Source organism: Streptomyces sp. NPDC005878 (assembly GCF_040629815.1).
Taxonomy (GTDB): Bacteria; Actinomycetota; Actinomycetes; order Streptomycetales; family Streptomycetaceae; genus Streptomyces.
In genome coordinates this window covers 121,575-142,840 of the sequence record NZ_JBEXWK010000007.1, presented here as the reverse complement: position 1 = coordinate 142,840, position 21,266 = coordinate 121,575, and the positions used below count along the sequence as shown (strand labels likewise).

Below are 21,266 nucleotides of genomic sequence, written 5' to 3'. Positions count from 1 at the left end.
CTCAGCCCTCCAGGGGGATCAGGCCCTCGGGGGTCCTCGGGGCCGGGCGCGGTTCCTCCGGCCTGGCGAGGCCGAACGTCGTGAACGCCGTGCGGGCGGGGAGCGGGTAGGGCTCCTTGCCCGTCAGGGTGTTCAGGATCGCCGCGCTGCGCCAGGCCGCCAGGCCCAGGTCGGGGGCGCCCACGCCGTGGGTGTGCTTCTCCGCGTTCTGGACGTAGACCGCTCCGGTGACCGAGCCGTCCAGGACCAGCCGGAAATCGGCGTCTACGCGCGGCCGTTCGCAGGAGTCCAGGCGCATGTAGGGGTCGAGCCCGGACAGCATGCGGGCCACGGGGCGCTCCCGGTAGCCGGTGGCGAGGACCACCGCGTCGGTGGTCAGCCGGGAGCGCACGCCCTGCTGGGCGTGTTCGAGGTGCAGCTCGACCTTGGTGGTGGCGACCCGGCCCGCCGTACGGACGTTGACCCCGGGGGTGAGGGTGGCGTCGGGCCAGCCGCCGTGCTGGGTGCGGCGGTAGAGCTCGTCGTGGATGGCGGCGATGGTGTCGGCGTCGATGCCCTTGTGGAGCTGCCACTGGCGGGGCAGCAGCTCGTCGCGGACGGGCTCGGCCAGGGCGTGGAAGTAGCGGGTGTAGTCGGGGGTGAAGTGCTCCAGGCCCAGCTTCGAGTACTCCATCGGCGCGAAGGTCTCGGTGCGGGCGAGCCAGGTGAGGCCCTCGCGGCCCGGCGGGCGGGCACGCAGCAGGTCGAGGAAGACCTCGGCGCCGGACTGGCCGGAGCCGACGACGGTGACGTGGTCGGCGGCGAGGAACCGCTCGCGGTGGTCCAGGTAGTCCGCCGAGTGGATGACCGGCACGGCGGGGGCGTCGGCGAGCGGCTTCAGCGCCTCGGGGACGTACGGCTCGGTGCCGACGCCGAGCACCAGGTTGCGGGCGAAGGCGCGGCCCAGCGCCTCGGCCTGGCCGTGGGCGTCGAGCTGGGTGAAGTCGACCTCGAACACCTCCCGTTCGGCGTTCCAGCGGACCGCGTCCACCTGGTGCCCGAAGTGCAGTCCGGGGAGGTTCTCGCTGACCCAGCGGCAGTACGCGTCGTACTCGGTGCGCTGGATGTGGAAGCGCTCGGCGAAGTAGAACGGGAAGAGCCGCTCGCGGTGGCGCAGGTAGTTGAGGAACGACCAGGGGCTGGCCGGGTCGGCGAGGGTCACCAGGTCCGCCAGGAACGGCACTTGGAGGGTGGTGCCCTCGATGAGCAGGCCGGGGTGCCAGTGGAAGGCGCGGCGCTGTTCGTAGAAGGCGGTGGAGAGCCCGCCGGGCACGCCGTGGGCGAGGGCGGCGAGCGAGAGGTTGAAGGGGCCCACTCCGATGCCCACCAGGTCGTGCGGACGGTCGATGTCTTGGGCGGGTGACGGTGCGGTCATCGCGGGGTGCTGCCTTCCACGGTCTTGAGGAGCTGTGCCAGGTCGCCGGTGGTGGTGTGGGGGTTGAGCAGGGTGGCCTTGAGCCACAGGCGCCCGTCGGCGCGGGCCCGGCCGAGGACGGCGCGGCCCTCGGTGAGCAGGGCGCGCCGGACCGCGGCGACCTCGTCGTCGGTGGCGCCCGCGGGGCGGAACAGGACGGTGGAGATCGCGGGGCGCACGTACAGGTCGAGCCCGGGGTCCTGCTCGACGAGGTCGGCGAGGGTTCGCGCGCGTTCGATCGTGCGGTCGACGAGGGCGGCGATGCCGGTGCGGCCGAGGGCGCGGAGGGTGACGGCGATCTTCAGTACGTCGGGCCGGCGGGTGGTCCGCAGGGAGCGTCCGAGGAGGTCGGGTAGGCCCGCCTCGGTGTCGTCCTCGGCGTTGAGGTAGTCGGCGGTGTGCGCGAGCGGGGCGAGGCGGGCCGGGTCGGGGACCGCGAGGAGCCCCGCGGCGACCGGCTGCCAGCCGAGTTTGTGCAGGTCGAGGGTGACTGAGTGGGCGTGCTCCAGACCGTTCAGCAGGGCGCGGTGGGTGTCGCTGAAGATCAGCGGCCCGCCGTACGCGGCGTCGACGTGCAGCTCGGCGCCGTGCCGGGCGCACAGGGCGGCGATCTCGGGGAGCGGGTCGACGGCTCCGGTGTCGGTGGTGCCGGCGGTGGCCGTGACGAGCAGGGGCCGGTGCAGATCGGTGAGGGCGTCGTCGAGGGCGGCGAGGTCGAGGGTGCCGGAGGGCGCGGGGACGGTGACGGGTTCGGGCAGGCCGAGCAGCCAGGCGGCGCGGGCGAGCGAGTGGTGGGCGTTGGCACCCTGGACAACCTGGACGGCGCCGTGCCGTTCGCGGGCCAGCAGCAGGGCGAGCTGGTTGGACTCGGTGCCGCCGCTGGTGACCAGCGCGTCGCCGCCGGGCCAGAACGCGGCGGCCAGCTCCCGGGTGACGAGGGCTTCGAGCTCGGCGGCGGCGGGGGCCTGGTCCCAGGAGTCCAGGGACGGGTTGAGGGCGCAGGCGGCGAGGTCGGCGGCGGCCGCGAGGGCCAGCGGCGGGGTGTGCAGATGGGCCGCGCAGCGCGGGTCGGCGGGGTCGGCCGCGCCTTCGGCCAAGGCCCTGACCAGGGTGGTCAGCGCCTCTTCGGCGCCGGTGCCGTGGGCCGGGAACACCTCCCCGACGGCGGCCCGGACCCGGACGGCCACGGCTTCGGGGCCGCCGTGCGGCAGCGGGCCGCCCCGGGCCACCGCGCCCTCGCCCAGCGCGTCGAGGACGACGGCGACGAGGGGGCGCAGGGCGGCGGGGCCGGTGGGGCCGCCGGCGAGGGGCGGGGTGTGCATGCGGGGGGAGTCCTTCGGGTACGCGAACGACGGCTCCCCCAGCGTGCGGCGTCCCGGCGCGGTCGGACCGCCGCGCGGGGCGATCTCAACCCGAAAGTGGTACTTGGCCCCCGGAGGCGGGGTGCCGGGGGGTGGCGCGCTGGTATGAGCACGCCACCCCCGTCACCGGACCTCCCCGGTCGGGCCCCGGGCGGGCACGCCTCGCCCAGGACCAACCCCTGGACCTCCCCCGTCACGCGTTACGGACTTGCGGCGCAGCGCCGGCAGGAGGTCGTCGCGGGACAGGCACGCCTCGCCCCGTGCCACCGCCGGACCGGCCCCCTCACGCGTTCCGGACCGCCAGGGCCCGGCGCAGGTCGTCGACCTGGTCGGTCAGCTTGCGGCGCAGCGCCGGCAGGAGGTCGTCGCGGGACAGGCACGCCTCGCCCAGGGCCACCGCCTCCTCGTCGACCGCGAACTGCGGGAAGGCGTAGCGGCCGGCGGCCTCCGCGATCGCGGGGCCGCGCCGGGCGGCCAGCGGGACGGCGTCCACGTAGAAGGCCGCCACGTACTCCCGTACGAGATCGGCCTGTTCAGGCTGCCAGAAGCCCTGGGCGGTGGCGGTGAACAGGTAGTTGGAGAGGGTGTCCCCCTCGAACATCGCGGCCCACGCGGCCGTCTTGGCCGACGGGTCGGGCAGCGCGGCGCGGCAGCGGGCCGCGCCCTCCTCGCCGGTGGCGCTGTGGTCGCGGGCCAGCTCGGCGTCGATCTCCGCCTCGGAGACCGCGCCCAGGACCGCGAGGCGGGTCAGGACGCGCCAGCGCAGCTCCGGGTCGAGCTCGGGGCCGCCGGGCACGCTGCCGTCGGCCAGCCACTCCTGGATGGTGTGGGGCTGGGCGGCGCAGTCGATGAAGTGGCGTACGGCGATGAGGCGCAGGCCCGGGTTGTCGCCGTCCTCGGTGCGGCGCAGCAGGTCCCGGGTGAGGTCGCCGAGCAGGGTGAGGGCGGCGGGGCGGGCGCTGTCCGCGAGGTAGCGGTCGGCGACCTGGGCGCGGGCGAAGCCGAGGACGCCCTGGACGACGGCGAGGTCCGACTCGTACGGGAGGTGGGCGCGGGCGGCCTCCAGATAGGCGGCGGGCGCCAGCTGGCCGTCGCGGACCATGTCGCGGGCGGCGTTCCAGACGACGGCGCGGCCGAGGGGGTCGGGCAGCCCGGACAGGGAGCGCAGGGCGGTCTCCCAGGACTCGGTGTCCAGGCGCACCTTGGCGTAGGAGAGGTCGCCGTCGTTGAGGAGCACGAGCGCGGGGCGGGCACCGGGCCGGGTGAGGGGCGTGCCGGGGACGTCGATCTCGAAGCGCTCGCGCAGGACGAGGCGCCCGGGCCTGGCGGGGTCGGTGTCGTAGGCGCCGACCGCGATCCGGTGCGGGCGGTCCCCGTCCTGCTCGACGGCGAGCGTCCAGGAGCCCTCGGCCTCGCCGACCACCGGCGTGAGGGTGTCCACGCCCGTGGTGCGCAGCCACTTCTCCGCCCAGGCGTGGACGTCGCGGTCGGTGGCGGAGGCCAGGTTGTCGATGAAGTCGGCGAGGGTGGCGTTGCCGAACTTGTGCCGCTGGAAGTGGGTGTTGATGCCCGCGAGGAAGTCCTTCTCGCCCATCCAGGCCACCAGCTGGCGCAGCGCGGAGGCGCCCTTGGCGTAGGAGATGCCGTCGAAGTTGAGCATCGCGGAGGCGGTGTCGGGCACGGCGTCCGGGTCGGGGGCGACGGGGTGGGTGGAGGGGCGCTGGTCGGCGTCGTAGCCCCAGGCCTTGCGGACGATGCCGAAGTCCACCCAGGTGTCGGTGAAGCGGGTCGCCTCGGTGAGCGTCTGGTAGCCCATGTACTCGGCGAAGGACTCGTTCAGCCAGATGTCGTCCCACCAGCGCAGGGTGACCAGGTCGCCGAACCACATGTGGGCCATCTCGTGCGCGACGACCATGGCGCGGGTCTGGCGCTCGGTGTCGGTGACGGCGGAGCGGTAGACGAACTCGTCGCGGAAGGTGACCAGGCCCGGGTTCTCCATGGCGCCCGCGTTGAACTCGGGCACGAAGGCCTGGTCGTAGGAGTCGAACGGGTAGGGCTCGTCGAACTTCTCGTGGTAGCGGTCGAAGCACTGCCGGGTGATCTCGAAGAGCTCCTCGGCGTCGGCGTCGAGGTGGGGGGCGAGCGAGCGGCGGCAGTGCAGGCCGAAGGGCAGGCCGGCGTGCTCGGTGGTGATCGAGTGCCAGGGGCCCGCGGCGAGCGCCACGAAGTAGGTGGAGAGCAGCGGTGTGGTGGCGGCCTTCCAGCGGCCCCCGCCCTGGTGCTCGGTGACGCCGTTGGCGAGCACGGTCCAGTTCTCGGGCGCGGTGACGGTGAGGTCGAAGACGGCCTTGAGGTCGGGCTGGTCGAAGGCGGCGAAGACGCGCTGCACGTCCTCCATGAAGAGCTGGGTGTAGAGGTAGGTCTCGCCGTCGGCCGGGTCGGTGAAGCGGTGCAGCCCCTCGCCGGTGTGCGAGTACGTCATCTCCGCCTCGACGCGCAGCTCGTGCGGGCCCTCGGCGAGGCCGGTGAGCGCGAGGCGGTTCCCGGCGAGTGCGGCGGGGTCCAGCGGCTCCCCGTCGAGGGTGACCGAGCGCAGGGTGGCCGGCTTGACCTCGACGAAGGTGTCTCCGGCCGCGCGCGTGGTGAAGTGGATGACGGTGTGGGAGTCGAAGGTCTCCTCGCCGGTGGTGAGATCGAGGGCGATCTCGTACCGCTGGACGTCGAGGAGCCGGGCACGGGTCTGCGCTTCGTCGCGCGTCAGTACGGACATGGAGGCCATGCTGCCCGATGTGCCCCGGTCGGCACATCGGGATGGTGTTGCGCTCTCAGCGCACGCGCCGTGCGGGTGCGCCGCGGCTCACGAGGACTTGGCGATCGTCTCGTGGTGCCTGATCACCTCCGCGATGATGAAGTTCAGGAGCTTCTCGGCGAAGGCCGGGTCCAGCTTGGCGTTCTCCGCGAGGCGGCGCAGCCGGTCGATCTGCTGGGCCTCGCGCGCGGGGTCGGCCGGCGGCAGCTTGTGCTCGGCCTTGAGGTGGCCGACCTGCTGGGTGCATTTGAAGCGCTCGGCGAGCATGTGGACGACGGCCGCGTCGATGTTGTCGATGCTGTCCCGGAGCCGGGCGAGTTCCGCCTGCACGGAGGGGTCGATCGTGGTCATGGTCGTCGAGCTTACGTGGCCGGGCCGGGGATCGTCGGAGGGTGTTCAGGATCCGGGATCCTCTCGCTCCAGCCGCCGGGGACGGCCCGTCCCTGCTGCTCACGGAAGCGGACGGGGGCGGTGCCGACACGCCGGGTGAACAGGCGGGAGAAGTACGCGGGGTCGTCGTAGCCCACCCGGCGGGCCACGGCGGCGACCGGCAGCTCGGTGGCGGCGAGCAGCTCCTTGGCCCGGCCGAGGCGGATGCCGAGCAGATAGTCCTTGGGGCTGCACCCCGCGCCCCGGCGCACCGCCGTGCGCAGCTCGGCGGGGGTCATCCCGTGCCGGGCGGCGTGCTCGGCCACCGACAGCGGCTGGAAGGCGTCGCGGGCGAGCGCCTGGAGGACGGGGTCGCCGTCGGGCGCCAGGTCGGCGCGGGCGCGGCGCAGGGCGACGAGGAGTTCGTGGACGGCGGCGGCCGTCTCGACCTCCAGGAGCGGGTTGCCCCGGCGGGCCGCCCGGGCGATCCGGCCGACGGCGGCGCGGGCGCCCGCGGTGTCGGCGAGCGGGACGACGGGCCGGTCGGGCTCGATGTAGCCGAGCTCGGTGTAGGTGGCGGTGGCGGGTCCGGCGAAGTCGACGAACGACTCGTCCCAGCCGGTGGCCGGGTCGGGTCCGTAGTGGTGGGGGACGCCCGGGGTGAGCCAGAGCAGCGCGGGCGCGGTGACGGTGACCCGCCGCCCGTCCGGACCCTCGAACCAGCCGCCGCCCGCGCCGATGACCACGGCCACGTGGTGGTCCAGGGTGCGCGGTCCGACGCTGGGCAGGGCGCCGTGCTGCATCCCGACGCCGAGGCAGACAAGGCCGAGCCGGTGGTGGACCTGGCTCGGCGTGAAGTAGCGCATCCAGGTGTGGTACATGCCGCCCCCGCCGCCTCCCGTCACCTCTTTGCGTCCAATCAGCGCCGATCTTTGTCCATGGACCGGGGCCCGCGCCAGGGGTGAGGGTGGCGGGGGCGGAACGAGAGACGGGCGGGCCGATGGCTGACTTCACCGTGGGTGAGAAGGACTTCCTGCTGGACGGGCGGCCGGTGCGGCTGCTGTCGGGGGCGCTGCACTACTTCCGGGTGCACGAGTCGCAGTGGGGCCACCGGCTGGCGATGCTGCGGGCGATGGGGCTGAACTGCGTCGAGACGTACGTGCCGTGGAACCTGCACGAGCCGGCCCCGGGCCGCTTCCGGGACCCGGGGGCGCTCGGCCGGTTCCTGGACGCGGCGCGCGCGGCCGGGCTGTGGGCGATCGTGCGCCCAGGACCGTACATCTGCGCCGAGTGGGACAACGGCGGGCTGCCGCACTGGCTGACGGGGGCGCTGGGGCGGCGGGCGCGCACCCGGGACGGGGAGTACCTCGGGCATGTGGAGCGCTGGTTCGGTGCGCTGCTGCCGCAGGTCGTGGCCCGGCAGGCCGACCGGGGTGGCCCGGTGCTCATGGTGCAGGTGGAGAACGAGTACGGCAGCTACGGCACGGACCGGGTGTATCTGCGGGCGCTCGCGGACCTGCTGGGCGAACTGGGCGTGACCGTCCCCCTGTTCACCTCCGACGGGCCCGAGGACCACATGCTGAGCGGCGGCTGCGTCCCCGGGCTGCTCGCCACCGTCAACTTCGGCTCGGGTGCCCGCGAGGGCTTCGGGGTGCTGCGCCGCCACCGGCCCGGGGGGCCGCTGATGTGCATGGAGTTCTGGTGCGGCTGGTTCGCGCACTGGGGCGCGGAACCGGTGCTGCGGGACGCCGGGGAGGCGGCCGGGGTGCTGCGCGAGATCCTGGAGTGCGGCGCCTCCGTCAACCTCTACATGGCGCACGGCGGCACCAGCTTCGCCGGGTGGGCGGGCGCCAACCGGGACGGTGGGGAGCACCTGGGCACGCTGCGCCCGGACGTCACCTCCTACGACTACGACGCGCCCGTCGACGAGTACGGCCGCCCGACGCCGAAGTTCTGGGCGTTCCGCGAGGTGCTCGCCGAGTACGCCCCCGGCCCGCTGCCCGAGCCGCCGCCCGCGCCCGCGCGGCTGGGCGCCCCGGTCACGGCGGCGCTGACGGAGTGGGTGGCGGCCGAGGATGTCCTGGAGGCGCTGGGGACGGCGGAGGAGGTGTACGCGGTGCCGCCGACGTTCGAGGAGCTGGACGTGGACCGGGGGGTGGTGCGCTACCGGTTCGAGGTGCCCGGGCCTCGGCAGCCGTATCCGCTGCGGGTGCTGGGGCTGCGCGACCGGGCGGTCGTGTACGTGGACGGGGTGCGGGCCGGGGTGCTCACCGAGGAGGACGCGGTGCCGGCGGAGCCGGTGGCGGGGCCCGCCGAGGTCGAGCTGTGGGTGGAGTCGCTGGGGCGGGTCAACTACGGGCCGACGCTCGGTGAGCCGAAGGGGATCACCGGCGGGGTGCTGCACGAACGCCAGTTCCTGCACGGTGTGCGCGCGCGTGGCCTGCGGCTCGACGCCTTCGAGGAGGCGTTCGCGGACCCGGCGCTGATGCGGCGGCTGCCATTCCGTTCAACTGCGGACGCCGGGCGGGGACTGTTTCGGGGCACCTTCGACGCCCCGGACCGGGGGGACGCGCGCCTGGAACTGAGCGGCCTGGTGCGGGGTTTCGTCTGGGTGAACGGCGTCAACGTCGGGCGTTACTGGAATACCGGACCGCAGCGGTCCCTTTACGTCCCCGGCGCGGTGCTGCGGGATCTGGCCAACGAGGTATGGGTGTGGGAGGTCGAGGTTGAGGACGCGACGGGTCCGGAAGTGACTTTCCATTAGCCTCGAAGAGCGCCCAAGAAAGCGCGTTCTCCCTTTCCGACGCACCCTTTGAGGTTGACATGAAGGATCTCATCAGCCGATCCCGCATCGCCAAGTTGGCCGCCTCTGGAGCCGCCGTGGCAGCCACCCTGCTGCTCGCCACTCCCGCGTCCGCCGCGACCACGATCTCGGTGACCCCGAACACGGGGCTCTCCGACGGCCAGACCGTCTCGGTGACCGCTTCCGGTTACACGCCCGGCGCCGCCGTGAACGTCGGCGAGTGCGCCTCCGCCACCGTCTGTTCCCACGACGTCAAGTACCTCACCGCCGACGCCGACGGCGCCATAGCGGTGACCCTCGACGTGCGGAAGGCCTTCACCGCCAAGGACTGGTCCACCGGCCAGGACGTCCCCGTGGACTGCGCCGCCGCGCAGTGCAACATCACGGCCTGGGAGCAGACCACCGGCAACACCGTCCAGACCATCTCCTTCGGCTGAGCCGGCCGCTGCCCCGCCTCCCTTCTCCGGGGCGGGGCAGCCTCTCGTCCCGTCCGGCTACACCTCCCGCACCTCGAACGCGTCCAGCGTGAACTCCGCCGTCCCGTCGTCCCCGGTCCTGCGCAGCCCGACCCACGCCTCGCCGCTCGCGGGGGCGGTGAACTCGTAGTCGAGGACGGCCGGAGCGGTCGCCTCGCCGAACACCTCACGGCTCAGCTCGCGCGTGCCGGAGCCCTCGTCGACGGCCGTGACCCACGCGTACTGCCCGGCCTTCTCGCACGCGTAACGGAAGATCACGCGGTAGCGCTTACTGGGGAGGAAACGGACGGTGAACGGCACGGTCCGGTAGACCAGGCCCTCGTTCTCGCCGCGTGACTTGAGCGACTGGCCGCCGTCCAGCACGTCGTCGATCGCCTTCCCGTTCCAGCCCCGCTGGGTGTACGGGGCGTGCCGCTGCGCGATGTGGGTGCGCGGGTCGGTGGCGCCGCCCGCGTCGCCCTTGACGAAGACGCCCCAGCCCTGCGGCACGTTCTCGAAGTCCTCGTACACCAGCGCGCCCTCCTTCGCGGTGGGCCGGGCGGGCACGATCCGGACGTTGTCGAACCGCACCCGGGCCTCCCCCGCGTCGGCGCACAGGCGCAGCTCGACCGGGCCGCCGCCCTCGGGGACCGTGAAGGGGGTGAACATCCGCTGGAAGCGGGTGCCGTGCTTGCGGTCGGCGGCGACGAAGTTGACGGCCGTGGAGGTCGCCGTCCAGGTGCGGGCGGTCACCCCGTCGGCGGTGCGCACCTCCAGCGCGGCCACCCGCCGCTCCCCCGCCCGCTCGCCCACCTCGACCTGTACGGAGGCCGCGTAGGTGCCGGGCGCGAGGCGGGCCGCCCGCTGACCGGCCGAGGCCGCCGCGCCCGCGCCGATCACCAGCTCGTAATCGCCGAGCGCGCTGCGCCGGACGGAAGCCGGGCCGCTGACCGTCCAGCCCTCCAGGGAGCCGGAGTGGAAGCCCGGGTCGTACAGCCCGGTGCCCTGGCCCCAGCGCGGGTCGCGGGCACGGGCCCGTTCGCGCAGGACGACATAGGGCTGCCCGGCCGCCGCGCCTTCGATGGTGACCGTGCCGGAGCGGACCGGCAGCTCGCGCGCGTCGGCGCGGCCCTGGTCGGTGAGCCGGTACAGGACGACGGTACGGGCTCCGGACCAGCCGCGCGGCAGCCGCCAGCGGGTCGTGCCGCCCGCCGGGTGGTAGTGGTAGAGCTTGGCCGGGTCGGTCGCGCGGCGCGGCTCCCAGGGCAGCAGATAGGTCCCGCCCTCGTACACCACACGCCCGTCCGTGGTGATCCGGCGGGTGCCGTCGGCGTCGGAGACCGCGGTGGCGCCGGGCCCGAAGAAGGTGATCTCGTGCTCTTCCCAGCGCCGGATCGGATACGCCTGGAGGTACTTGGCGGGCAGCGAGTGCGTCCAGATCAGCTCGTGGAACGCCGTCCAGTCGGTCTTGCCGACCCATCCCTCGAAGGTGCCCATCCGGGCGTGGCCGAGCAGGGTCGGCCACTTGTCGGCGAAGACGTCCTTCTGGTGGTGGCGGATGAACCGGATCAGCCGGGAGTTGATCCCGCGCGAGGTGTCGCCGCCGTAGTCGGTCTCGTTGGCCCAGTGCGACCAGAGCGAGGAGCGCTCCAGGCCGTGGCCCCACTCGGAGGCCACCAGCCAGCCCTGGGCGCGCAGTTCGCGCTGGAGGCGGTCGGAGGTCCAGCCGGACTCCCGGAACACGTCGATGTACAGGGCGTTCAGTGCCGGGTCCGTGTCGCGGCGCAGGGCGGCGAACCGCCGTGCGATGTCGCCGGAGACCAGGTCGCGGCGCTGGTCGATGCGGTAGGACTGGTCGAGCCAGTCCCACTGCTCGTTCGTCTTGTCGACCAGGGTCTCGGAGAAGGCGTGGGCGACGGGGTAGGACTCGGTGGCGTTGACGTGGACGGCGAAGTCGCTGTTCCACTTCTTCCCCTCGCGGACGAGGCGATTGAGGTCGTCGAGACCGCCGGCGCGCTCGTTGTAGTTGCCCGCGTAGTCGGGGTGGGCCGAGTCGTGGCCCTCGGACTGGTAGCCCTTGAGGAGCGTGTACTGGCGCAGGCCGTCGGTGGCGAGCGAGATCCGCTTGACGTTGTCGAGGGTGGCGAGGAACGGGTTGGTCGCCTGTGAGGCGAAGTTGAAGGGGATGTGCGGGACGACCCGCAGGTGCTGCTCGTCCGCGCCGAGCGGATCGGCCATGATGTCGCGGAAGGCGATGGCCGCGTCCTGCCAGTCGACGGTGCCGTCGCCGCCCCGGTCCCCGGTGATGATCACGGTGGCGTACGGCAGGGGCTCGGTGTCGTCCACGGCGGCGGTGGCGGCCCGGTGCGTCCACTCGCCCGGGACGAGCCGCGCCTCGACGTCACCGTCCCGCCGTACGGTCTGGCGCCACAGCCGCCCGTTCTCCCAGGTGGTCCCCGCCGCGCTGTCGGGCTTGTCGTAGACGGTGTTGGTCTCGACGGCGCCGCCGAGCGTGTCGTGCGCGACGACGGCGTAGGCGCAGCCGACGGGTGCCGCGTCCGGTGCGGTGTCCGCGGTGACCCGGACGAGCGTGTCGCCGCTCTTGGCCTTGTCCAGCTGGATCCGGGCGGCGTAGAGGGTCGCGCCCGGCTGGTCACCGCGTACGGAGAGCAGGGCGAGGCCGGGGAGCCGCAGGGTGCCGACGCGCAGGGCGGGGGTGTCGTGGATTCGGGTGACGCGCCAGTGGACGCGGTCGGCGTCGACGCGGATCTCCACGTCGACGCGGGTGCCCGTGCCGCCGAAGGCGAGGGTGTACGCGACGTGGTCGCGGGCCGTGCGCGCGGTGACGGCGGGTGTGTGGGCCACGCCGTCGACCAGCACGGTCGTGACGGGGTCCCGCTGCCCGTAGAGCTTCGCGCCAGTGGGGCGGTGGGTGTACGCGATGACGCGCGGGAAGGCGGTGTCGACCCTCACCTCCAGGTGGGGCGAGCGGATGACGCCCTCGCCGGTCGCCGCCGCGCGGGCGGTGCCGGGCGCGCCGAGCGCGGCCCCCGCCCCGGCGAGCGCGGTGGCCGCGACCACGGTCCTCCGCTTCGGTCCGCGTGTCTCTTCGGCGTTCACGACAGCCTCCTGGGTTGCGACGGGGTGTCTCGTGCCAGGTCACGATGGGCTGGGCGGGTGGGGTGCGCCCATGGACAAATGGGCGGGGTTGTTGGACTCAGCGGCTCGTCCGGGGGCCGGCGGGTGGCGGGTCGCGCGGTTCCCGCGCCCGGAAAGCCCTTGGCCGCGCCGGTTCTGCGGCTGCGGCCGCCACCTCGGGGGCGCCGGGGGCCGCGTGCGCGAGCCGGCACGGCCCGCGGACGAACGGGGGGCCGCACGGGCCGCCCGGGATCGGTGCGCACCGGTCCGGGACGGCCCGCACCGAGTCCCGGCCGGCCCGCGGAGCTACAGCGTCGCCGCCGCCCTCGCGATGTCGGCCGCGAAGGTCGAGACCTCGCTGTAGACGCCGGGGTAGCCGGGCTCGGCGCAGCCCTGTCCCCAGCTCACGATGCCGACCTGGATCCAGGCGTTGTCGTTGTCCCTGCGGAACATGGGGCCGCCGGAGTCGCCCTGGCAGGTGTCGACGCCGCCCTGGTCGACGTAGCCCGCGCAGATCTCCTCGCCCGGGACGAGGTCGCTGCCGTACGCCTGCTGGCACTGGGCGTCGGAGACGAAGGGGACCGTCGCCTTGTAGAGGTAGCGCTGCTGGCCGCCGCCCTCGCGGCGGGCGCCCCAGCCGGCGATGGTGAAGGTGCCGTTGTTGTACTGGGTGGTCGTGGCGATCTTGAGGGTCGGCTGGCCGACCGGCTTGGCGAGCTTGATCAGCGCCCAGTCCTTGCCCTTGCCGTCGTAGCCGGGCGCCTGGAGCACCCGGGTCGACTTCACCTTGACGGCGCCGCTGCTCTGGAGGTCGACGACGCCGGTGGTCGCGGTGATGGAGGTGTTGGCGCCGGAGCCGTCCACGCAGTGGGCCGCGGTGAGGACGATCTGCTGGGTGTAGAGGGCGCCGCCGCAGCCCATGGAGAGGCGGACCATGAACGGGAACTCGCCCTGGGCGGCGCGGGTGCCGCCGACCACGGGCGTCGGGGACGCCGAGGCGCCGGTGGCGGGCTGGAGGGTGAAGGCGGCGAGGGTGACCGCGGCGACGGCGACGCATCTCTTGAGGGCGCGCGCGAGTGTGTTCGTCAAGGGACTGCCCTTCGTGGGGGGTGGACGTCCGCGCGCCGACACACCGTGGGGATGACATGGGCGCGTCAATGCGCGTGCTGTGGATTATGAGAGCCGCCCGGGGAGGCGACAAGGAGGGCTTTTTGGCCATGCGCGCACGGACGGCCGATGAGGCCAACTCCCGTACACTGAAGGCACGTTCACCGTCCTGCGGGGGTGGCAGCGTGACCCACGAGAGCGCGGGCGGACCGGAGGACGGACCGGCGCCGGGACCGGTCGTCCACGGGTTCCCGCACATCGAGACCGTACGGGCGGCGATCACCGCGCTGCACCGGCGGCTGTCGTACGACGGCGTCCAGGGGTACGCGACGAGCGTCCTGCCCGCCGACGTCGCCTTCGCCGACCACGACGACCTCCATCTGGGCACCCAGCGCGTCGCCCGGGCACTGGTGGGGCATCTGCGCCTGCCGGACGCGCGGATGATCGTCGGGTTCCGCGCGATGCGGCACGCGGCCTCGGTCGAACTGGCCGCGGGCCCCGAGTACTTCATCGAGCTCAACGACCGCTTCCGCGCCCACCGCCGGGACATCGGGGCGGCGCTCGCCCACGAGATCACGCACGTGCTGCTGCACCGGCTCGGCCTCGCGTTCCCCGGGACGCGGGACAACGAGATCCTCACGGACACGGTGACGACGTATCTGGGCGCGGGGTGGCTGCTGCTCGACGCGTTCCGGGAGGACGGGGTGTCCAGCCAGAAGCTCGGGTATCTGACGCCGGAGGAGTTCGGGTACGTGCTGGCGAAACGGGCCGCGGTGTTCGGGGAGGACCCCTCGCCGTGGTTCACCAGCCCCCAGGCGTACCCCGCCTACCGGGCCGGCCTCGCCCGCGCACGCCGCGACGGGGAGCAGCCGCCCTTGGTGGCGGCCGGGTGGGTGGGGCGGCGCCGGTACGCCAAGGACCGGCGGGAGGCGCGGGAGCGGGGCGGGGCGTGGGCGGCCGCGGGGGTGCCGTACTCCTTCGAGGAGGAGGGCGGGGCGCTGCGGGTGTGCTTCCCCTGCCCGACGTGCGGGCAGCGGATCCGGGTGGGGGTCCGGGGGCGGGTGCGGGTGCGGTGCGCGGTGTGCCGGACGGTCCTGGCCTGCGACACCTAGCCACGCCCCGCGTCCGGGGCCGCTCCGGACCCCGCCCTCCGGCCGCGGGCCGTGGTGAGGCGCTACGGACGTCAGCAGCCGAAGTCGACCAGGTCGAACGTCCCGTAGTGGTCCGAGGTGTAGTAGTCCTCGTCCGCCTGGCGGCCCGTGACGATGCGGCGGGCGCCGCGCGTCGGGGAGTTCGGGGTCTTCACCGTGTACTCGTGGTAGTAGCCGCTCGACTGCGACGGCAGCACGTGCTCGCGGTTGGAGAAGACGACACCGTCCTGCGCGTACGGGAACGGGCCGCCCGCGTCGATGAGCCGCAGGGTGTCGTGCGCCTGCGGGGGCAGGGCCGAGGAGCAGATGCTTCCGGTGCTCCGCACGGACGCGGTGGAGGCCGTGGCCTGGACGGCGGTCGGGCCGAGGAGCAGGGTGGCGGCGACCGTCAGGGCCGCGCCGAGCGTGGTGAGGCGTGGGGGGATTCTCATGACGATCATGATGACGCGCGTAGAGGCAGGGCGGTCAAGACCGATCCCCTTGAATTTTCCCCGAGTTAACCCGCGGCACCGCCCCGTAACGGGAGCGTCCGCCGGTCTTTGCCCTCATGGGCAGATTTTGGCCATTCTTTCGTTTCGGCGAACTAACGGCCTTGCTACTCTCCCCGCCATGGACCACACCATGGACCACAGCCTCGCTGCCGACCGCGCCAAGGCGGTCGAAGACCTTCTCCACGTGGCACGCGAACACAGCGGCGTCACGGTGATGTTCCACACCGCGATAGCCGAAAGGCAAGGCCTGGGAGCCTCCGAGACGAAGACGCTCGACCTGCTGGAGCGGTACGGTCCCCTCACCGCCAAGGAGCTCTCCCAGCACACCGGCCTCGCCCCCGCCTCCGTCACCGGCCTCGTCGACCGCCTGGAGGCCAAGGGGTTCGTCCGGCGCGCCAAACACCCCACCGACAAGCGGCGCGTACTCATCGAGATCCGCTGGGAGAACCTCCACGGCCTGAAGCGGTTCTTCGTGGACTGGTCCCGCGAAGTGGCCGAGTTCTGCGGGGAGTTCACCACCGAGGAGCTGGTGACCGTGGTCCGCTTCCTGGCCGGCAACAGCACCCTCCAGCGCGAGGCGGCGGCGAGACTCGGACCGTGACGCGCTCTCCCGCCCCGCACTCCGCCGCGTACCGTCCCCCGTTCACCCCGCCCCGTACACCGCTCCCGGCGCCTCGGCCTCCCCCAGAAGCCGGCGTGCCGCCTCCCCCGCCTCCGCCGGGGTCCAGCGCGCCCCCTTGTCCGCCGTCGGGCCCGGACGCCAGCCCTCCATCACCGTGATGCGGCCGCCCTCCGCCTCGAAGACCCGGCCCGTCACGCCCTTGCTCGCGGCCGAGCCGAGCCACACGACCAGCGGCGACACGTCCTCGGGCGCGGCCGCCAGGCCGGTGAAGACCCGCTCGGTCATCCGGGTGCGGGCCGCCGGGGCGATCGCGTTGACCTGGACGCCGTAGCGCGCGAGTTCGGCCGCCGCCACCAGGGTCAGACCCACGATCCCCGCCTTGGCCGCCGCGTAGTTCCCCTGGCCCACGCTGCCCAGCAGCCCCGCGCCCGAGGTCGTGTGGACGACCCGGGCCACCGGGCGGCGGCCCGCCTTCGACTCGGCGCGCCAGTGTGCCGCCGCCTCCCGCAGCGGCAGGAAGTGGCCCTTGAGGTGGACCCGCACGACCGCGTCCCAGTCAGCCTCGTCGAGGTTGACCAGCATCCGGTCGCGCAGGAAACCCGCGTTGCTCACCAGCGTGTCCAGGCGGCCGAAGTGGCCGAGGGCGGCCTCGACGAGGGAGGCCGCGCCCTTGGCGGTCGCGACGTCCCCGCCGTGCGCGACCGCCTCGCCGCCCGCCGCGCGGATCTCGGCGACGACCCGGCCGGCCGGGCTGCCGGGGGCCGGGGCGCCGTCGAGGCCCACGCCGAGGTCGTTGACGACGACCCGCGCCCCCTCGGCCGCGAACGCCAGGGCGTGCGCGCGGCCCAGCCCGCGCCCCGCCCCCGTCACCACGACGACCCGGCCCGCACTCATGTCCGTCATCTCAACTCCCCTGCTCCGGTGGCTTGTTCACGGTGGCCGCGTCCAGGAACGCCGGCCGCTCACCGCCGCCGTGGACGAGGAGGGACGCGCCGGTGATGTACGCGGCACGGGCGGAGGCGAGGAACACGGCCGCCCCGCCCACCTCGTCCGGCTCGGCGAGGCGCCCCAGGGGCACGGTGGCGGCCACGGCCGCGACCCCCTCCTCGTCCCCGTAGTGCAGGGGCGCGAGCTCGGTGCGGACCATGCCGAGCACGAGCGTGTTGACCCGCACCCCGGGCGCCCACTCCACCGCCATCGAGCGGGCCAGGCTCTCCAGGCCCGCCTTGGCGGCGCCGTACGCGGCGGTGCCGGGCGAGGCGCGGCAGCCGCTGACGCTGCCGATCATCACCACCGAGCCGCCGGACGCCCGCAGATGCGGGTACGCGGCGAGCGAGGCGGTGAGCGGCGCGGTGAGGTTGAGCTCCAGCACGCGCGCGTGCCGCTCGACGGAGGACTCGCCCAGGAGGCGGTAGGGGGTGCCGCCCGCGTTGTTGACGAGCACGTCGAGACGCCCGTACGCCGTCGCGACCGCGTCGAAGAACTCCCTCACGGCCACCGGTTCGCGCAGGTCGAGCGGGCGGAACACGGCCTCGCGGCCCGCCGCCCGGACCGGCTCGTGCGGAGGTCTGCGGGCGCAGACCACCACCTCGGCGCCCGCCACGAGGAACGCCCGCGCGATGCCCGCGCCGACGCCCCGGGTGCCGCCCGTGACGACCGCCGCCTTCCCGGCCAGCTCCATCCGCGCTACCTTCCTCACCTAACAAACGTTTGGTGGAAAGGTAGCTGATCCGCCCATGGGTGTCTCCACCACCGCCCCCGAGAAGGGCATGTCGCTCGTCACGGTCGACTTCCCGCCCGTCAACGCGCTGCCGGTACGCGGCTGGTACGAGCTGGCCGACGCCGTGCGCGCGGCCGGGCGCGACCAGGGCGTGCGCTGCGTCGTCCTGGCCGCCGAGGGACGCGGCTTCAACGCCGGCGTCGACATCAAGGAGCTGCGGCGCGAGAGCGGCCACGACGCGCTCATCGGCGCCAACCGGGGCTGCTTCGAGGCCTTCGCGGCGGTGTACGAGTGCGAGGTGCCGGTGGTCGCGGCGGTCCAGGGGCACTGCCTGGGCGGCGGGATCGGTCTTGTCGGCAACGCCGACGTGGTGGTCGCCAGCGAGGACGCGGTCTTCGGGCTGCCCGAGCTGGACCGGGGCGCGCTGGGCGCCGCCACCCATCTGGCCCGGCTCGTCCCCCAGCACCTGATGCGCGCGCTGTACTACACCTCGCGCACGGCCACGGCCCGCGAGCTGCTGGCCCACGGGTCGGTGTGGAAGGTGGTGCGCCGGGCCGAACTCCTGGACGCGGCGCTGGAGCTGGCCCGTGAGATCGCCCGCAAGGACGGCACCCTCATCCGGCTGGCCAAGGCCGCCATCAACGGCATCGACCCCGTCGACGTCCGCCGCAGCTACCGCTTCGAACAGGGCTTCACCTTCGAGGCCAACCTCAGCGGGGTGGCCGGCCGGATCCGCGACACCTTCGGCGAGGAGCCGGGGAAGGGGAGCGAGCGGGCATGACGGACAAGACCATGACGCCCGAGGACGTCGTCGCGCGGCTGCGCAGCGGGATGACCCTCGGCATCGGCGGCTGGGGTTCGCGCCGCAAGCCGATGGCGCTGGTGCGGGCGCTGCTGCGATCGCCGGTGACGGATCTGCGGGTCGTGTCGTACGGCGGCCCGGACGTCGGGCTGCTCGCGGCCGCCGGGCGGATCCGCGAACTCGTCGCCCCCTTCGCCACTCTCGACTCCATTCCCCTAGAACCGCGCTTCCGGGCGGCGCGCGAGGCGGGGACCCTCGCCCTGACGGAGATCGACGAGGCGATGTTCATGTGGGGCCTGCACGCCGCCGCCAACCGGCTGCCCTTCCTGCCGGTACGGGCCGGGCTCGGCTCCGACGTGATGCGGATCAACCCGGGGCTGCGGACGGTGACCTCGCCGTACGAGGACGGGGAGACGTTCGTGGCGGTGCCCGCGCTGCGCCTGGACGCGGCGCTGGTCCACCTCAACCGCGCCGACCGGCTCGGCAACGGCCAGTACCTGGGCCCCGACCCGTACTTCGACGACCTGTTCTGCGAGGCCGCCGACAGCGCGTACGTCTCCTGCGAGCGGCTGGTGGAGCCCGGCGGCTTCGCGGACGCCGTCCCGCAGACCCTGCTCGTCGCGCGCCACGCGGTCACGGGCGTCGTCGAGGCGCCGAACGGGGCGCACTTCACGTCATGCGTACCGGACTACGGGCGCGACGAGCCCTTCCAGAAGCTGTACGCGACGACGCCCTGGGAGGACTTCGCGGCGCGGTTCCTGTCCGGGCCGGACGAGAAGCACTACCAGTCGGCCGTGCGGGCCTGGCACGAGGAGGCGCGATGAACGGGCACTCCGCAGGGGCGGAAAAGGGGGCGGCGGAAAAGGGGGCGGCGGGAAACGATGCGCCGGGGGCGAGCCGTGCCGAGTACTGCGTGGTGGCCTGCGCCGAGGCGTGGCGCGGCGACGGGGAGGTGCTGGCCAGCCCGATGGGGCTGATCCCCTCGCTGGGTGCCCGGCTCGCCCGGCTGACCTTCGCCCCGGACCTGCTGCTCACCGACGGCGAGGCCACGCTGGTGGGGGCGGACGGGGCGGCGGAGGGCTGGCTGCCGTACCGCCGCCATCTGACGATGGTCACCGGGGGGCGGCGGCACGTGATGATGGGCGCGAGCCAGCTCGACCGGTTCGGCAACCAGAACATCTCCTGCATCGGCGACTGGGCCCGGCCCGCGCGCCAGCTGCTCGGGGTGCGGGGCGCGCCCGTCAACACCCTCAACAACCCGGTGAGTTACTGGGTGCCGCGCCACTCCCCCCGGGTCTTCGTGCCCGCCGTCGACCTGGTGTGCGGGGTCGGTTACGACCGGGCGGCGGCCGTCGGGGCGCGCTACCACCGCATCCCCCGGATCGTCACCGACCTCGGCGTCCTCGACTTCGCCACGCCCGATCGCACCATGCGGCTCGCCTCGCTGCACCCCGGGGTGACGGTCGAGCAGGTGCGCGCGGCGACGGGCTTCGCGCTGACGGCCCGGGACGACGTCCCGTACACGCGCGACCCCACCGCCGGGGAACTGCGCCTGATCCGGGAGATCCTGGACCCGCGGGGGCGGCGCGAGGGAGAGGTGCGCGGCTGATGGAGACGGCACTGACCCGGCTGGTGGGGGTGCGGCACCCGATCGTGCAGACGGGGATGGGGTGGGTGGCCGGCCCCCGGCTCGTGACGGCCACGGCCGAGGCCGGGGCGCTGGGCATCCTCGCCTCGGCGACGATGACGCCCGAGGCGCTGCGGGCGGCGGTACGGAAGGTCAGGTCGCGTACGGACGCGCCGTTCGGGGTGAATCTGCGGGCGGACGCGGGGGACGCGCGCGAGCGGGTGCGGATCATCGTGGAGGAGGGGGTGCGGGTGGCGTCCTTCGCGCTCGCCCCCTCACGGGAGCTGATCGCGGAGCTCAAGGACGCGGGGGTGGTGGTCGTACCGTCCGTCGGGGCGCGGCGGCACGCCGAGAAGGTGGCGGCGTGGGGCGCGGACGCGGTGATCGTGCAGGGCGGGGAGGGCGGCGGGCACACCGGGGAGGTGGCGACGACGGTCCTGCTGCCGCAGGTCGTGGACGCGGTGGACATCCCGGTGGTGGCGGCCGGGGGCTTCCACGACGGGCGCGGTCTGGTGGCGGCGCTGGCGTACGGGGCGGCGGGGGTCGCGATGGGCACCCGGTTCCTGCTCACCTCGGACTCTCCGGTGCCGGACGCGGTGAAGGCGCGGTATCTGGCGGCCGGGGTCGGGGACGTGACGGTGACCCGGGCGGTGGACGGCCTGCCGCACCGCGTGCTGCGCACGGAGCTGGTGGCTTCGCTGGAACGTGCCGGGCGGGTACGGGCGCTGGGCCGGGCGGTACGGCACGCGGCCGCCTTCCGCTCCCTGACCGGCCTGTCCTGGCCCCGTCTGGTCCGGGACGGGCGGTCCCTGCGCCACGGCAAGGACTTGACGTGGAGTCAGGTGCTGCTCGCCGCGAACACGCCGATGCTGTTGCGGGCGGCGATGGTCCAGGGGCGGGTGGACGCGGGGGTGATGGCGTCCGGGCAGGTGGCGGGGGTGATCGGGGATGTGCCGAGCGTGGGGGAGGTGGTGGGGAGGGTGATGGCGGAGGCGGAGGCGACGCTGTCGTCACTGCACGGTTTCGCCCCCACCCCACCCCTTCCCTGAACCCTCCGGGGGCGAAGCCCTCCCGGAGCGGGGAGTTCGTCCGCGGGCCGGTGGGGGGCTGATCGCGCAGTTCCCCGCGCCCCTGGGCAGTCAGGGGCGCGGCTTCGCCCCCGCCCCACCCGCTCCCTGAACCCTCCCGGGGCGGAACGTTCGTCCGCGGGCCGGTGGGGGCCGATCGCGCAGTTCCCCGCGCCCCTACATACCTAGGGGCGCGGGGAACTGCGCGAGCAACCCAGCACGGTCCGCAGATGAAAGCGGGGCCACGCGGCCCGCAGGGCCCGGCGGCGGGACGCAGGGCCGCGGGCCCCG

The 21,266-nt window shown here is 74.0% G+C and carries 18 protein-coding genes; 8 read left to right on the top strand and 10 right to left on the bottom strand.

From position 1 onward, the window contains the following. Position 1: 1 nt before the first annotated feature. The 5 genes from ABZ404_RS14280 to ABZ404_RS14260 form a co-directional block, all read right to left on the bottom strand. Positions 2 to 1,414, bottom strand: coding sequence for a SidA/IucD/PvdA family monooxygenase (locus tag ABZ404_RS14280; RefSeq protein WP_358835150.1), 1,413 nt, complete (start codon positions 1,412 to 1,414; stop codon positions 2 to 4). Beyond that, positions 1,411 to 2,775 carry an aminotransferase class V-fold PLP-dependent enzyme gene (locus tag ABZ404_RS14275; protein ID WP_358990433.1) on the bottom strand — a complete coding sequence of 455 codons (1,365 nt, stop codon included), beginning with the start codon at positions 2,773 to 2,775 and terminating at the stop codon, positions 1,411 to 1,413. The genes ABZ404_RS14280 and ABZ404_RS14275 overlap by 4 nt, the downstream gene beginning before the upstream one ends. A gap of 322 nt (positions 2,776 to 3,097) precedes the next feature. Beyond that, the gene (gene pepN / locus ABZ404_RS14270) at positions 3,098 to 5,584 is read right to left on the bottom strand and encodes an aminopeptidase N (protein WP_358836479.1); all 2,487 of its coding nucleotides are present in this window, start codon (positions 5,582 to 5,584) and stop codon (positions 3,098 to 3,100) included. Between the two features lie 87 nt (positions 5,585 to 5,671). Next, positions 5,672 to 5,974, bottom strand: a complete 303-nt coding sequence (locus tag ABZ404_RS14265) for a chorismate mutase (RefSeq protein ID WP_358836478.1) — start codon at positions 5,972 to 5,974, stop codon at positions 5,672 to 5,674. An 11-nt stretch (positions 5,975 to 5,985) separates the two neighbouring features. Beyond that, on the bottom strand, positions 5,986 to 6,873 hold the full coding sequence (locus ABZ404_RS14260) for an AraC family transcriptional regulator (RefSeq protein ID WP_358836477.1): 888 nt from the start codon (positions 6,871 to 6,873) through the stop codon (positions 5,986 to 5,988). Between the two features lie 119 nt (positions 6,874 to 6,992). On the opposite strand from ABZ404_RS14260, the gene ABZ404_RS14255 reads away from it, so the two are divergent. Continuing rightward, positions 6,993 to 8,756 carry a beta-galactosidase gene (locus tag ABZ404_RS14255; protein ID WP_358836476.1) on the top strand — a complete coding sequence of 588 codons (1,764 nt, stop codon included), beginning with the start codon at positions 6,993 to 6,995 and terminating at the stop codon, positions 8,754 to 8,756. A gap of 59 nt (positions 8,757 to 8,815) precedes the next feature. Next, on the top strand, positions 8,816 to 9,232 hold the full coding sequence (locus ABZ404_RS14250; RefSeq protein WP_358836475.1) for an enediyne antibiotic chromoprotein: 417 nt from the start codon (positions 8,816 to 8,818) through the stop codon (positions 9,230 to 9,232). Between the two features lie 57 nt (positions 9,233 to 9,289). On the opposite strand, the gene ABZ404_RS14245 is transcribed toward ABZ404_RS14250, so the two are convergent. Beyond that, the gene (locus tag ABZ404_RS14245; protein ID WP_358990430.1) at positions 9,290 to 12,370 is read right to left on the bottom strand and encodes an endo-alpha-N-acetylgalactosaminidase family protein; all 3,081 of its coding nucleotides are present in this window, start codon (positions 12,368 to 12,370) and stop codon (positions 9,290 to 9,292) included. Between the two features lie 324 nt (positions 12,371 to 12,694). After that, positions 12,695 to 13,477: a serine protease gene (locus tag ABZ404_RS14240; protein WP_358836680.1), complete on the bottom strand. Its 783-nt coding sequence runs from the start codon at positions 13,475 to 13,477 to the stop codon at positions 12,695 to 12,697. Between the two features lie 203 nt (positions 13,478 to 13,680). Between ABZ404_RS14240 and ABZ404_RS14235 the strand changes: the two genes are divergently transcribed. Beyond that, complete coding sequence (locus tag ABZ404_RS14235) at positions 13,681 to 14,607, top strand: hypothetical protein (RefSeq protein ID WP_358836681.1); 927 nt, start codon at positions 13,681 to 13,683, stop codon at positions 14,605 to 14,607. Positions 14,608 to 14,678: 71 nt separating this feature from the next. Here ABZ404_RS14235 and ABZ404_RS14230 read toward each other — a convergent pair whose 3' ends face one another. Continuing rightward, a complete protein-coding gene (locus tag ABZ404_RS14230) occupies positions 14,679 to 15,077 on the bottom strand; it encodes a ribonuclease domain-containing protein (protein ID WP_358836682.1) in 399 nt (132 codons plus the stop codon). A 178-nt stretch (positions 15,078 to 15,255) separates the two neighbouring features. Between ABZ404_RS14230 and ABZ404_RS14225 the strand changes: the two genes are divergently transcribed. Next, positions 15,256 to 15,738 (top strand): MarR family transcriptional regulator, encoded by a 483-nt coding sequence (locus ABZ404_RS14225; protein WP_358836683.1) that lies wholly within the window; start codon positions 15,256 to 15,258, stop codon positions 15,736 to 15,738. Between the two features lie 42 nt (positions 15,739 to 15,780). On the opposite strand, the gene ABZ404_RS14220 is transcribed toward ABZ404_RS14225, so the two are convergent. Beyond that, positions 15,781 to 16,662 (bottom strand): SDR family oxidoreductase, encoded by an 882-nt coding sequence (locus ABZ404_RS14220; RefSeq protein ID WP_358836684.1) that lies wholly within the window; start codon positions 16,660 to 16,662, stop codon positions 15,781 to 15,783. A 1-nt stretch (position 16,663) separates the two neighbouring features. Further along, positions 16,664 to 17,440 carry an SDR family oxidoreductase gene (locus ABZ404_RS14215; protein WP_358836689.1) on the bottom strand — a complete coding sequence of 259 codons (777 nt, stop codon included), beginning with the start codon at positions 17,438 to 17,440 and terminating at the stop codon, positions 16,664 to 16,666. 55 nt (positions 17,441 to 17,495) lie between these two features. Here ABZ404_RS14215 and ABZ404_RS14210 point away from each other — a divergent pair, with 55 nt between their 5' ends. From ABZ404_RS14210 to ABZ404_RS14195, 4 genes are read left to right on the top strand one after another with little or no spacing between them, the layout of a single operon-like run. Next, entirely contained in the window at positions 17,496 to 18,260 is a 765-nt protein-coding gene (locus tag ABZ404_RS14210) for an enoyl-CoA hydratase family protein (RefSeq protein WP_358836685.1), read from the top strand. Then, complete coding sequence (locus ABZ404_RS14205) at positions 18,257 to 19,105, top strand: CoA-transferase (RefSeq protein ID WP_358836686.1); 849 nt, start codon at positions 18,257 to 18,259, stop codon at positions 19,103 to 19,105. Before ABZ404_RS14210 ends, ABZ404_RS14205 begins: the two co-directional genes overlap by 4 nt. After that, a complete protein-coding gene (locus ABZ404_RS14200; RefSeq protein ID WP_358836687.1) occupies positions 19,102 to 19,890 on the top strand; it encodes a CoA-transferase in 789 nt (262 codons plus the stop codon). The genes ABZ404_RS14205 and ABZ404_RS14200 overlap by 4 nt, the downstream gene beginning before the upstream one ends. Next, complete coding sequence (locus ABZ404_RS14195) at positions 19,890 to 20,957, top strand: nitronate monooxygenase (RefSeq protein WP_358836688.1); 1,068 nt, start codon at positions 19,890 to 19,892, stop codon at positions 20,955 to 20,957. The genes ABZ404_RS14200 and ABZ404_RS14195 overlap by 1 nt, the downstream gene beginning before the upstream one ends. Positions 20,958 to 21,266: the final 309 nt, after the last annotated feature.

Bases quoted from the DNA above. Each gene is read 5' to 3' on its own strand.
- ABZ404_RS14225 (WP_358836683.1), top strand. From the start codon at position 15,256: ATGGACCACACCATGGACCACAGCCTCGCTGCCGACCGCGCCAAGGCG.
- ABZ404_RS14275 (WP_358990433.1), bottom strand. From the start codon at position 2,775: ATGCACACCCCGCCCCTCGCCGGCGGCCCCACCGGCCCCGCCGCCCTG.
- ABZ404_RS14280 (WP_358835150.1), bottom strand. From the start codon at position 1,414: ATGACCGCACCGTCACCCGCCCAAGACATCGACCGTCCGCACGACCTG.
- pepN (WP_358836479.1), bottom strand. From the start codon at position 5,584: ATGTCCGTACTGACGCGCGACGAAGCGCAGACCCGTGCCCGGCTCCTC.
- ABZ404_RS14210 (WP_358836685.1), top strand. From the start codon at position 17,496: ATGGGTGTCTCCACCACCGCCCCCGAGAAGGGCATGTCGCTCGTCACG.
- ABZ404_RS14195 (WP_358836688.1), top strand. From the start codon at position 19,890: ATGGAGACGGCACTGACCCGGCTGGTGGGGGTGCGGCACCCGATCGTG.
- ABZ404_RS14260 (WP_358836477.1), bottom strand. From the start codon at position 6,873: ATGTACCACACCTGGATGCGCTACTTCACGCCGAGCCAGGTCCACCAC.
- ABZ404_RS14250 (WP_358836475.1), top strand. From the start codon at position 8,816: ATGAAGGATCTCATCAGCCGATCCCGCATCGCCAAGTTGGCCGCCTCT.
- ABZ404_RS14230 (WP_358836682.1), bottom strand. From the start codon at position 15,077: ATGAGAATCCCCCCACGCCTCACCACGCTCGGCGCGGCCCTGACGGTC.
- ABZ404_RS14220 (WP_358836684.1), bottom strand. From the start codon at position 16,662: ATGACGGACATGAGTGCGGGCCGGGTCGTCGTGGTGACGGGGGCGGGG.
- ABZ404_RS14200 (WP_358836687.1), top strand. From the start codon at position 19,102: ATGAACGGGCACTCCGCAGGGGCGGAAAAGGGGGCGGCGGAAAAGGGG.
- ABZ404_RS14255 (WP_358836476.1), top strand. From the start codon at position 6,993: ATGGCTGACTTCACCGTGGGTGAGAAGGACTTCCTGCTGGACGGGCGG.
- ABZ404_RS14265 (WP_358836478.1), bottom strand. From the start codon at position 5,974: ATGACCACGATCGACCCCTCCGTGCAGGCGGAACTCGCCCGGCTCCGG.
- ABZ404_RS14205 (WP_358836686.1), top strand. From the start codon at position 18,257: ATGACGGACAAGACCATGACGCCCGAGGACGTCGTCGCGCGGCTGCGC.
- ABZ404_RS14215 (WP_358836689.1), bottom strand. From the start codon at position 17,440: ATGGAGCTGGCCGGGAAGGCGGCGGTCGTCACGGGCGGCACCCGGGGC.